Consider the following 12,603-nt stretch of genomic DNA (forward strand, 5'->3'; position numbering starts at 1 on the left):
GATGCTTTATGGCCCTGCCCTTTTCCATAAATCCAGCGCTCAAGGACCTGCCGGTCTATCAACCTGGCCGCCCTATCGAAGAAGTGGCGCGCGAACTGGGGTTGCCCGCCCATGATATCATCAAGCTCGCCTCCAATGAGAATCCACTGGGACCCTCGCGCCTCGCTCTCGATGCGATGCGCAAGGCCTTGCGCCAGGTCAATCTCTATCCCGACGGCAGCGCTTTCGAGTTGAAAGCAAAGCTGGCAGCCCGGCTCGGCCTGGCTCCGTCCCATCTGATATTCGGGAACGGCTCCAATGAAATCATCGAATTCCTTGGTCATGCCCTCCTGCCACGGCGCGCCCAGGACAAGCCGGAGACGCCCAGTGATTTTGCTCATGCGGCCACTCCGGCGCCCACTGCCCGCGAAGAACGCGCCGAGATTCACACGCCTGTCTCAGCCGATGCAGAGGTCATCGTGTCGCAATATTGTTTTGCGGTCTATCCCATCGTCACGGCGCTCTTTGGGGCGCGGTTGATAGTCGTGCCCGCCAGAGATTACGGGCATAACCTGGATGCGATGCTCGAAGCAATCACACCCCGAACGCGGCTCATTTTTGTTGCCAACCCCAATAACCCCACCGGCACAGTCGTCACACCTGCCGAGCTGGAACGATTCATCAACGGCGTTCCCGAACAGGTGGTCATTGCCCTGGACGAAGCTTATATCGAGTTTCTCGAGCAACCGCTCGATCTCCTGCCCGAAATCCGCGCTGGACGAAAACCCAATTTGCTCCTCATGCGGACTTTTTCCAAGATATACGGCCTGGCGGGGGTGCGTCTGGGGTATGGGATAGGGCATCCGGCGCTGATCGCTGAGCTGGAAAAAATCCGGCAGCCATTCAATATCAATTCCGTGGCACAGGCAGGAGCGCTGGGTGCGTTGGACGATTCGGCTCATGTCGAAAAGACGGTCCGAAATAACAAGCGCGGGCTGCGGTTTTATAGCAGCGCCTTTCGCAAGCTCGGTCTCCAATTCGTTCCTTCAGCCGCCAATTTCATCCTGGTGCGCGTCGGCGAGGGCGAGCGCGTTTTCTGTGAGCTCCAAAAGACCGGCGTCATTGTTCGGCCAATGAGCGGTTACCAGCTCCCGGAATGGATACGCATTTCCATCGGCACACCCAAACAAAACCGGCGCTGCATCGAGGCGCTTAAGAACAGCCTGGCAAAGTGAAACTGACCGATCTTCGCGGCATCCTGCAGTACATCCCGCAATTCCGGGAGAGGACGTTTGTCATCAGTATCGACGGGGCTATCATCACTGATGAGAACTTCGGCAATATACTGATGGATATTGCCGTCCTGCGCTCGCTCAACATCCGCCTGGTGCTGGTTCATGGCGCCTCAGCCCAGATTAAGATTCTGGCCCAGGAACAAGGCATCACGCCCTCCAATCTCGATGGCACCGGGATAACCGATGAACCGACCCTGAGGCTGGCATTGCTGGCCGCAAACCGCCTCAGCCATGAGGTCCTCGAAGGCCTCTCTGCCAATGATCTCCGCGGGGCCTGCACCAACGCCATCATCGCCCATCCCCTGGGCATCCTCCACGGCGAAGACCAGTTGCTCACCGGCAAGGTCGAGCGCATCGATGTCGAGTTGTGCCAAAAACTCCTCGATAACGGCATCATCCCGGTGCTGCCCCCTCTGGGCTTCGATGGCGACGGCAAGACTTACCGCGTGAACTCGGACAGCATTGCTGTGGCGGCAGCCGAAGCGCTCAAAGCCACCAAGCTGATGTTTATTACCACCCAGGACGGCATCCTGGTAGGCGAGCGCGTCATCCGCCAGATGCCCGTGACCGATCTCGAGTCCGTTTTAGCATTGCAGAAAAATGACATCCACCCGGCCATGGTCTCCAAAGCCGTTCATGCCGCCGCCGCCTGCAAGGCAGGCATTCCCCGGGTCCATGTCATCAACGGTTCGCTCGAAGAAGGGTTGCTGGCGGAGGTGTTCACCAACGAAGGCGTCGGCACCCTCATTTACGGCAATGAATTCCAGCAAATCCGCCGGGCCATGAAAAAGGACGTGCGCAGCATCCTGAACCTGACGAAGCCTTCGGTGGCCACCGAAGAACTCGTGAAACGCACCCGATCGAGCATCGAGAAGCAGCTTGGGGATTATTTCATTTTCGAGATCGACAAGAATCCCGTCGCTTGCGTTGCGCTGCACGCCTTTCCTGAGCAAGGCAAGGGGGAATTGGCATGCCTCTACGTCAGCCCCGCCCATGCCAACCAGGGCATCGGACGCAAGTTGATCCAGTTTGCCGAAAATAAAGCACGCGAGGCCGGCTTCACCGAACTCATCAGCCTCTCGACCCAAGCCTTTACCTATTTCCAATCCAAGGGCGGCTTTTCCGAAGGCTCGCCTGATGACCTGCCGCCGGCGCGCCGTGAGAAGTACGAACAAAGCGGGCGCAACTCGAAGGTGCTTATCAAGAAATTAAAGCAGCCGGCTCCCGCCTCAGCCGCCTGAGTGTGGCATGAAATCACGGAGCCGCCTCCATTTTTCAGGGCTTTCGACCACGAGGGACGAGGACGAATAGCGGCAGTTCTATTTTAAAAAAGGCTCTTATAAAACAGAAAGACCGGGCTTTTGACCCGGCCTCTCCGACACACTCACAATGAGAACTTTAAATCTTCACCGATGCGGCCACACAAACCAGCATCGAACACACCCTTATCCTACTCCATGCCCTGTCCCCTGCCAGTCACCAGTTCTGGGGACAAGGCTCAAAATGGCCTGCAATGCTTCCCATTGATCGGAGTGGAAAAACGGAGAGGTCCCTTCTCATTCCGTCTGTATCTGTTTAGCGTTGCGCAGACTTTCAGTTTGCCGCATCGCGGATTTCCAAGTGGCGCACAGATGAATTCATGCGTTCAACGCAGGAAGTGCCAAAGCCGCCCACCCCAGGCGAGCCAATCTGAGCCTCGCGGGTGGCTTCAGGTGCTGCAATCACCAACGGCCCTGCTTGCCCCTTAGCGCCGGCTGGCAGCCGGCTGTATCGCCAATTGTCAATTGGCCGTACGCTCTCAACCAATACCTGTCGCCCCCGCAGGATTTCCTCAAACTCCTGTGCAAAGCCAGCCTGTTCTGCTAGATTGTCCCACCATGGTCCTGACCCAAGAAGAATTGCTGAGTTTGGTTGAGCTAAAAAGCCGCTCCCCGCACCAACTGTTGGGCTTGCACCGGCTCGGGGATGGCGCGGGCTTGGTTGCCCGCGCAATGGCCCCTGGAGCCGCTAAAATTGAAATCCAACCCGTTCACGAGAAAGACAAGCCGGTCATCAAGCTCAAGCGAATTCCCAAGACCGACCTGTTCGAGGGCGCCACCAAGGAAGCGGACCGAATCTATGCCTACGACGTCGTCATTACCGACCGGTCCGGCGCCGTCCACCGCGCGCGCGACCCCTATTCTTTCCTGCCCACCCTGGGCGAGGGCGACCTCTACCTGTTCGGCAAAGGGGACGAACGCCGCATTTACGATAAACTCGGCGCGCAATTGCGCGCCCTGGACGGTGTCGCAGGGACCAGCTTCGCTTTGTGGGCGCCCAATGCTCAGCGCATCAGCGTCGTGGGCGATTTCAACCAGTGGGACGGGCGCCTTCACCAGATGCGCTCCCTGGGGCCGTCCGGTGTGTGGGAAATCTTTGTGCCGGGCGTCGGCGAAGGGGCCCTCTACAAATTCGAGATTCTCGACGCCCACAGCCGAATCCGGCTCAAGACCGATCCCTACGGCTTTTTCTATGAAACGCCTCCCAAAAATGCCTCCATCGTTTGGAATAATCGCAAGTTCACCTGGACCGACGAGGCCTGGCTGATGCAGCGGCCGCAGCGGGACCCCTTGCGCGCCCCGGCAAGCATTTACGAAATGCACCTGGGCTCCTGGCGCAAAAAATCCCTGGGCGAATCCCTCAGCTACCGTGAGTTGGCCGAGCCGCTTGTCCAATATCTCAAGGAGATGGGATTCACCCATGTCGAATTCATGCCCGTGGCCGAGCATGCCTTTTATCCGTCGTGGGGTTACCAAGTCACCGGCTTTTACGCCCCAACCAGCCGTTACGGAACGCCTGAGGACTTCCAGTTCCTGGTTAACGCCCTCCATCAGGCCGGTATCGGCGTCATTGTCGATTGGGTCCCAGCTCACTTCCCCCGCGATGATTGGGCCCTGGCCTATTTCGACGGAACCGCCCTTTACGAACATGAAGACCCGCGCCGGGGCGCCCACCAGGACTGGGGAACGCTCATCTTCAATTATGGCCGCCACGAGGTCAGCAATTTCCTCACCGCCAACGCCCTGTTCTGGTGCGAGCGTTTCCACATCGACGGCCTTCGCGTCGATGCCGTCGCCTCGATGCTCTACTTGGATTACTCGCGCAAGGAAGGCGAATGGCTCCCCAACCAATATGGCGGGCGCGAGAACCTCGAAGCCATCGATTTCATCCGTAAGTTCAACCATATCACCCACACTCAATTCCCCGGCGTCATGACCATCGCCGAGGAATCCACCGCCTGGCCCCTGGTCACACGCCCCCCTTATTTGGGTGGCCTTGGGTTTTCATTCAAATGGAATATGGGCTGGATGCATGATACGCTGGACTATTTCAGCCATGAACCGGTGCATCGGAAATATCATCAGAACGACCTCACCTTCGCCATGCTCTACCATCATAATGAGAATTTCATCCTCCCGCTCTCTCATGACGAAGTCGTGCATGGAAAAGGCTCGTTGCTGGGCCGGATGCCCGGAGATGATTGGCGCCGATTCGCCAACCTCCGCACGTTGCTGGGATACGAATGGTGTTTTCCAGGCAAGATGCTCCTGTTCATGGGAGGCGAATTCGGCCAAAGCGCCGAGTGGAATGCCAACGGCGAGCTGGACTGGTGGCTGCTTGAAGCCGGCCCATACCACGCCGGTTTGCGCCGGTTCGTTCAGGATTTGAACCGGTTTTATCTCGCCCAACCTGCCCTGTGGAAGTCCGATTATGATCCAAGCGGCTTTTTTTGGCTCGATTGCTCCGATAACGAGAACAGCGTCCTCTCGTTCGTCCGCCAGGATGTCTCGACCACTAGTCCCTTGGCCGTCATCCTCAACCTCACCCCCGTGCCCCGCTACCGCTATCGCCTCGGCTTGCCTCGCGCCGGCAAGTGGCTTGAGGCAGTCAACAGCGATGCCTCAATTTACGGGGGCAGCAACGTCGGCAACCTCGGCGGCGTCGTCGCGGCACAAGGCAAATCCCACAATCAACCCTGCTCGGCTGAACTGACCCTGCCCCCCTTGAGCATCCTCGTCTTTAAACCAGAGGCCTGAATCTGATTCTCTATGAAAACTACCACTACCCCTTCGGCTGTTTCCCGCCGCCAATTCCTCGCCTCAACGGGCGCCGCTCTGGCTGTCCCGCTCATCGTTCCCTCCAGCGTATTGGGGGCGGATGGTCACACCCCGCCCTCCGAGCGCGTCGTCATGGGCGCAGTCGGCTATGGCGGCCAAGGCCCATGGGACACCGACGAGCTGATGAAGGACCCGGTCTGCCAGATGATCGCCGCCTGCGACCTGGATAAAGGCCACCTGCGCCACGCCGTCACTATCATCAACGCACACTACGACAACCAGGACTGCCGGGGCTATCACGATTACCGCGAACTGATGGCCCGCGACGACATCGACGCGGTCATGCTCGCGGTTCCGGACCACTGGCACGCGCTGATCGCGACCGAGGCCGCCTCTCGCCACAAGGACATCTACGGCGAGAAACCACTGGCGCGCACTATTGCCGAACAGCAGGCCATCGTCCGCGCCGTCCAGCAAAACAACCGCATTTGGCAGACCGGCTCGTGGCAGCGGTCCGTCGATAACTTCTGGTACGCTTGCGAAATCGTTCGCAATGGACTTATCGGCAACGTGACGCGCGTCGAAGTCGGTTTGCCCGGGGGACAAAACAGCGGCCATCCCGGCTTTGACGGCCTTCCGGACCAAAACGGCTGCACCTCACCCCCGCAGGAGCTGGACTATAACTTCTGGGTCGGCCCTTCCGAGATGGTGCCCTATGTCCAGTGCCGCGTGCATGGGAACTGGCGCTGGAACTACAACACCGGCGGTGGCCAGCTCATGGACTGGATCGGGCATCATTGCGACATCGCCCACTGGGGACTGGGCTTCGACCATACCGGACCCAGCGAAGTCGAGGTCGAGCACGCCGAGTTTCCGCCTCCTCGTGCTATTTGGAACACCTCGCCCAAATACCGCATCTCGGCCAAGTATCTAAGCTCTGTGACCGGCTACCCCAATGATGTCCAAATGACCATCGCCGGCGCCGGACCAGAGAGTTACCCCGACATTAAGATGGGCTGCAAATGGACCGGCTCCGAAGGCTGGATTTGGGTGGACCGGGGTGGGTTTGAGTCCTCGGACCCGCGTTGGAAGAACCAGAAGATGGAATTGCCCGATAACCTGCGCAAGGTCCAGCTTTACCGTTCCACCAACCACTGGCGCAACTTCCTGGAGTGCGTCAAATCGCGCAAGCCGGCCATTACGCCCGTCGAAACGGCGCACCACTCGACAATTCCCGGTCACCTGGGCCTCATCTCCATGTTGACCGGCCGCAAGCTCAAATGGAACGTGGCGACCGAGCAGATACTCGATGACCCAGATGCCGCCCTGCTCCTAACTCGGCCCTACCGCGCGCCCTGGCGCCTGGGCTGAAGGCGCGTTGGTTTGTGCCGCAGGTTGGTTGGTGTGGCCCCAGCCCAGCGGAGGCTGGCGGTGCTGCGGATGCTTGAGCAGTTCATCAAACCGAGCCTGCTGTTCAGCCGTCAACACCTCGCGGAACTGCACCCGAGTGAGTTGAAACTCGGCTCGTACTTGGGGAAGGATCGGCTCCATGATCTGCCGGGTGCGTTCCTGGCTTTGTTTGAGGATTTTGTCGATGCGTTCCCGCTGCTCGGGCGTCAGGTTCAGGTCGCGTTGTATCCGGCGCAGGAACTCCAACCGCATGACTCCCGGCGAGAGCGGTTGCCCTGGACGGCCGTTATTCTGCCCCCGAACGGGGCGCCAAGGAAAAACTGTGGCTGAATGCCACACTAACAGCGAGCCCGTCACCAGGCCGCTGACAAAGATCACCAAGGTGGCGAGGATGACCTTCCAGGTGTTCACCGGAGTTAATTCGCAGCCGGTTCCTGATTGGCCCCAGCCATCACAGTATTTTCCAGGTCCTGAGACAAATCGCCCGAGGCCGGTCTGCTGGACGAGCTAAACAGGGACCAGGCGCCCAGGAGCAGCATCAGGGCCACACACGGGGCTGCTGCCCGCCACAGAGCGCGCGCCCAGAGTTCCCATACATCGGCAAGCGGCTCGGACCGCAGCCGCGCCATGACGCGCTGGCTGAAGGTGTAGGGCACAGCCGGGCTGGGCGCGGCCGCCCGGCCAGCAGCGATTAGCTTGCGTTGGAGTTCATCCAAATTCATACGGTCTATAGTAGTTCAGACGGGCCATCCTGCGACCCGGTTACAGATACTTTTCCTTTGCGATTTTTGCCAGCACCTTTCGCATCTCCGCCCGCGCCCGGAAGGCCCGCACTTTCACCAACGGCACCGACCACCCCGTCAGGTTCGCTATCTCCTTGATCGAGTGCTCTTCCAGCTCCTGCAGCGTAATGACCAGCCGGGCAGAGGGGGAAAGGTGCTCGAGCACCCGTTGTATCAACTGGCGCGCCGCATCGGCCTCTTCGCTGGCCGAATCCGGCTGCCGGGCAAAATGTTCCAGCCAATCGCTTTCCGGCTGGCTCAACTCGGAAAAGCTCATCTCGCGATTGCGTTGATGACCGCGCAGAAAATCGTAGCAAGTGCGCACCGCCAGGCGCATCAGCCAGTGTTCGAAGGGCGCTTCACCCCGAAACCCGCTGAGCTTCTGGAAGGCCTTAAGCCACACCTCTTGGACAATGTCCTCGACTTCGCTTTCCCGGCGCGCATAGCGCCGGGCGGTGGCAAAGACGCGCGGCGAATACTTCTCGACCAGCGGCTCGAAACTCGCCGCGTCTCCTCGCAACACGGCGGCTATCAGTTCCGGTTCGCTTTGTTCCATCGGCGGCAGTATGCCCGGGGACAAATAAATGTCAAAAATGCCAGTAGTTGCCAAGCCCTGCCGCCGGCCTGTAAACTGGGATTCTGACTCAATGCAGCGTGTATTACTGACCCTCTGCCTGGTTCTGGCAGGGACCTCGGGAACCCTTAACGGGGCCGCGCAACTCTCCTGGCATCAAGACAGCGGATTCCGATGGGCCGAGCTGCCCGTGCATCCCACTGGAAAAACAGGGTTCAAACTCCTCTCCCCCGATGAGACCGGCATCACCTTTACCAATACACTCGATACACTCGAGGGTGAGGCCAACCGTGTCCTGTTCAACGGCTCAGGGGTCGCGGTCGGCGATTTCGATAACGACGGTCTGCCGGACATTTTCTTTTGCAGTTTGAATGGGCATAATGCCCTCTACAAGAACCTTGGCGGGATGAAGTTTAAAGATGTCACCGCCGGGTCCGGAATCGTCTGCTCGAACCAGTTCTGCAGGGGGGCTGTTTTTGCCGACATTAATGGTGATGGCTTCCTCGACCTGCTGGTCGCCACGACCGGCAGCGGAGTCTTATGTTTCCTGAACGATGGACACGGAAAGTTCTCGGACATTACAAGCTCGGCCGGCACTGCCACCCGGTTTGGCAGCATCACCATGGCCTTGGCCGATGTCGATGGCAACGGCGCCTTGGACCTTTATGTGGCTAATAATCGGACCGACGACATCCGCGATCACGGACAGGTCGATCTGCAGATGGTCAATGGCAAACTCGCCATTCCCCCTGCGCTCCAAAACCGCCTGGTCCTCATCAACGGAAAACTCTTCGAGTACGGCGAACCCGATATTCTGTATCTAAACGACGGACACGGCCATTTCAGCCCAGTTTCGTGGACGGGCGGCTCCTTCCTCGATGCAGCAGGCAATCCATTAACCGGCCCGCCTCTCGACTGGGGGTTGACAGCAACTTTCCGCGATATTAACGGCGACGGCTTTCCCGACCTGTACGTTTGCAACGATTACTGGACCCCCGACCGCATCTGGCTCAACGATGGGCAGGGGCATTTTCGAGCGGCTGATAACCTTGCCATTCGCCATACCAGCGCCAGCTCGATGGGCGTCGATTTTGCTGACCTGACCCGTTCGGGCCATCTCGACTTGTTCGTTGTGGATATGTTGAGCCGCGATCTGCGCCTGAGAAAACGCCAAATGTTTGCTCAAACCCCCACCGTCTCACCGGTTGGTCTCATTGATAACCGGCCCCAAATCATGCGGAATACCCTCCTTGCAAATCGGGGCGACGGGACCTTTGCGGAAATTGCTGATTACGCAGGCCTGTTGGCCTCCGATTGGTCCTGGTCCCCCATCTTTTTGGACGTGGACCTCGACGGCTACGAAGACATTTTAATCGGGGCCGGCCACACCCGGGACGTGCAAGACCTCGATGCGCAAGCCCAGATTCGCGCCAATTCACGCGCTCGCGGCCAAATTGCCAATATCCCGGACCCTCAAGCTCGCCGCGAGGCCTTTATCCAGTTAAAGCTGCAAAACGCCCGGTTTTATCCCGCCTTGGACATGCCGATTGTGGCATTTCATAACCTGGGTCATTATCGGTTTCAGGAAAGCACCGACGCGTGGGGCACAGGCGACCTCGGGGTGCATCATGCCATGGCGCTGGCCGACCTGGATGGAGACGGCGCCCTGGATTTAATCGTTAATAACCTCGGCAGCGCAGCGGGCATTTACCGCAATGAAACCTCGGCCCCACGGGTCGCTGTGCGTCTTCGGGGCTTGCCGCCCAATACTCAGGCCATAGGCGCCCAAATCAGGTTCCTGGGTGGTACCGTCCAAATGCAAAGCCAGGAAGTCATTTGCGGCGGCCGTTACATGGCCGGCTCGGATACCTTGGCCGTTTTTGCTCCCGGCAATGTGACGCATGGAATGACTATCGAGGTCCGCTGGCGCGATGGCAAGCAGAGCGTCGTCCACGAGGTTAAAGCAAACCGGATTTACGAAATCGACGAGCGCTCCATCGATGCACGACAAGCACCAATCGCCCGCAAACCCGCCGAAACACCCATGTTTGAAGATGTCAGCGGGGTGCTCAACCACTCTCATCACGAGGACGATTTCAATGATTTCGAGCGCCAGCCCCTCTTGCCGCGAAAACTCAGCCAGCTAGGCCCCGGCGTCGCCTGGGCGGACCTTGACGGCGACGGATTCGACGACCTTGTCGTTGGAAGCGGCAAGGGCGGTCAAATGGCTGTTTTTCACAACAATCGCCACGGCGGTTTCGAGAGAATGACCGGACCTGCCTTCGAGAAGCAGTCCTCTCGCGACCAAACCGGCATCGTCGTCTGGCAAGAAACAGGCCGAGCGCCCACCGTTCTGGCCGGGTCAGCCAATTATGAGGAGGACCCACCTGGACCTAGTGGTGTGCAAGAGTTTGACACGCGGACCGGATTGATTTCCGAGGTCCTCACCAATCAGGATTCCAGCGCCGGACCGCTCGCCCTCGGAGAGCTGCGGGGAGACGGTCATCTCGAGTTATTCGTCGGCGGTCGAGTCATCCCTGCCCGCTATCCCGAGGCGGCTTCATCCCGCCTGTACCGGCGCCGCGGAGCTGATTGGGAAGCTGATGAGGAGAATACGCGCGCGGTGGAGAAGGTGGGCCTCGTCAGCGGCGCCGTGTGGAGTGATTTGGATGGAGACGGCTTTCCGGAGCTGGTTCTGGCCTGTGAGTGGGGGCCAATCCGTGTCTTTAAAAATAATGCGGGAAAGCTAATCGAAGAAACCCACGCGCTCGGGCTGGACAAGTACATCGGCTGGTGGAACGGCGTGACCACAGGCGATCTGCGTGGGAATGGCCGGATGGACATTGTTGCCAGCAACTGGGGGCTCAATTCACCATACCACCCTACCCCTGAACACCCCGTTTCATTGTATTATGGTGATTTGGCCGCCCGCGGCACGGTCGATCTCATCGAAGCCGAATACGACCCTGCGTTGAATGCGGATGCCCCCCGCCGCATGCGCAACCTGGTCGCTGCCGCTTTGCCCGATTTGCCTCTGCGGTTCCCCACTCAAAAAGCTTTCAGCCTGGCGACAATTCAGGACGTTTTGGGCCAAAGCCAATCCCTGGCCCGCAAACTCGAGGCCAATACCCTCGCATCCACCGTCTTTTTAAATCAAGGCCCCCGGTTTGAACCTGTCCCATTGCCTGCCGAGGCCCAGTACTCACCCGCCTTTAGCGCCGTGGTCGCCGATTTTGATGGCGACGGCCACGAAGACCTCTTCCTAAGCCAAAACTTCTTCCCAAATGAAGTCGAGGTCCCACGATACGATGCCGGTCGAGGTCTCCTCCTGCTGGGCGATGGAACCGGAACCCTCAGGCCCATTGCAGGCCAGGTTTCAGGAATCAAGGTCTATGGCGAACAACGCGGAGCCGCGGTGGCTGATTTCGACCAGGATGGCCGAGCCGATCTCGTGGTCACGCAGAACGGAGCCGTTACCCGGCTTTTTCACAATCGCGCGGCAAAACCCGGACTGCGCGTGCGGTTGGCCGGGCCGCCCGGAAATCCCACCGGCATCGGGGCGCAGGTCCGCCTGCTGTTTGGAGATGAACTGGGACCAATCCGCGAAATCCATGCCGGCAGTGGCTATTGGTCTCAGGACAGCCCGGTCATCGTTCTGGCTACGCCCAAAGTCCCCTCAAAAGTCTGGACCCGCTGGCCTGGAGGCCGTGTAACGGCTGTTCAAATCCCGCCTTCCGCGCATGAAATCACCGTTCCTTTGCCAGAAAGCCGTTGAGCTTGCGCTCTCAAACCTTTGTAGGAGATGACGTAAGGAGTCTATGATCAAGATTGTCAGGGCGCCTTTGGTTCAGCCGGAAGTTGCTGATCAGAGACTCCTTACGTCGTCTCCTACACTCGGGATTGGCGGCTCGTTTGCTTCGATTTTGTCATTAGCCCCGAGCAATCAGTCCCGGGTTGACCAAACCACTCGACAAAGTTTCCGACAAAGGGAGGCAAAAGGCGCCTGCTAAAAGTCCAAAATCCAGTGCGGTAGTCCTCTACCGCTTTTGGGATGTCCTCCCGTTCTGACCTCGCCCTCCCAATTCCTGCCACTGGGCGTGAGAAGGAAACTCAAGCCCAACGAAGCGCCTAAAAAGGGATAAATCAGCCCATTTTTGGGATGAACGGCCCTCAAAAAAGGCTGAATGTAACTTTTTGCATTTTTTTCTTGCATCTTTTCCGCCTCTGTGTTCTTTTATTAACAATTCCATGTCACTGGTTGCAACAGTCCGTTGCGTTCCGACCTCCCGGCCGGACCAGCGATCAATTCGTCGGTGCCACAAATCCACAAAGATTGACCGGCGCAAAGCCGTGCAGTTCAGTCCGAGCATCCTATGAAAACCCAGTATATCGTTAGTCTATTGGCGGCGGTTTCGTTTCTTGCGGTGCATGAGGTCAATGCGGGGACCTCAATTGCGGTTCAGTTC

The 12,603-nt window shown here is 58.7% G+C and carries 8 protein-coding genes; 5 read left to right on the forward strand and 3 right to left on the reverse strand.

The features are described 5' to 3' along the window. Nucleotides 1-8 precede the first annotated feature (8 nt). From VG146_05985 to VG146_06000, 4 genes are all read left to right on the forward strand, one after another. Entirely contained in the window at nt 9-1,214 is a 1,206-nt protein-coding gene (locus tag VG146_05985; GenBank protein ID HEV2391897.1) for an aminotransferase class I/II-fold pyridoxal phosphate-dependent enzyme, read from the forward strand. Beyond that, nucleotides 1,211-2,515, forward strand: coding sequence for an amino-acid N-acetyltransferase (gene argA / locus VG146_05990; GenBank protein HEV2391898.1), 1,305 nt, complete (start codon nt 1,211-1,213; stop codon nt 2,513-2,515). Before VG146_05985 ends, argA begins: the two co-directional genes overlap by 4 nt. 636 nt (nt 2,516-3,151) lie before the next feature. Continuing rightward, entirely contained in the window at nt 3,152-5,350 is a 2,199-nt protein-coding gene (gene glgB, locus VG146_05995; GenBank protein HEV2391899.1) for a 1,4-alpha-glucan branching protein GlgB, read from the forward strand. Between the two features lie 12 nt (nt 5,351-5,362). Then, nucleotides 5,363-6,742: a Gfo/Idh/MocA family oxidoreductase gene (locus VG146_06000; GenBank protein HEV2391900.1), complete on the forward strand. Its 1,380-nt coding sequence runs from the start codon at nt 5,363-5,365 to the stop codon at nt 6,740-6,742. Here the strand turns inward: VG146_06000 and VG146_06005 are convergent. The 3 genes from VG146_06005 to VG146_06015 are packed head-to-tail and all read right to left on the reverse strand — an operon-like array spanning nt 6,704 to nt 8,119. Next, nucleotides 6,704-7,192, reverse strand: a complete 489-nt coding sequence (locus VG146_06005; GenBank protein ID HEV2391901.1) for a hypothetical protein — start codon at nt 7,190-7,192, stop codon at nt 6,704-6,706. The genes VG146_06000 and VG146_06005 overlap by 39 nt on opposite strands. Before the next feature lie 5 nt (nt 7,193-7,197). Continuing rightward, nucleotides 7,198-7,503, reverse strand: coding sequence for a hypothetical protein (locus VG146_06010; protein ID HEV2391902.1), 306 nt, complete (start codon nt 7,501-7,503; stop codon nt 7,198-7,200). 40 nt (nt 7,504-7,543) lie between these two features. Next, nucleotides 7,544-8,119 (reverse strand): sigma-70 family RNA polymerase sigma factor, encoded by a 576-nt coding sequence (locus VG146_06015; protein HEV2391903.1) that lies wholly within the window; start codon nt 8,117-8,119, stop codon nt 7,544-7,546. Nucleotides 8,120-8,210: 91 nt separating this feature from the next. Here VG146_06015 and VG146_06020 point away from each other — a divergent pair, with 91 nt between their 5' ends. Further along, nucleotides 8,211-11,912, forward strand: coding sequence for a VCBS repeat-containing protein (locus tag VG146_06020; protein ID HEV2391904.1), 3,702 nt, complete (start codon nt 8,211-8,213; stop codon nt 11,910-11,912). Nucleotides 11,913-12,603 lie beyond the last annotated feature (691 nt).

The organism is Verrucomicrobiia bacterium, from assembly GCA_035946615.1.
Classification (GTDB): Bacteria; Verrucomicrobiota; Verrucomicrobiia; order Limisphaerales; family UBA8199; genus DASYZB01.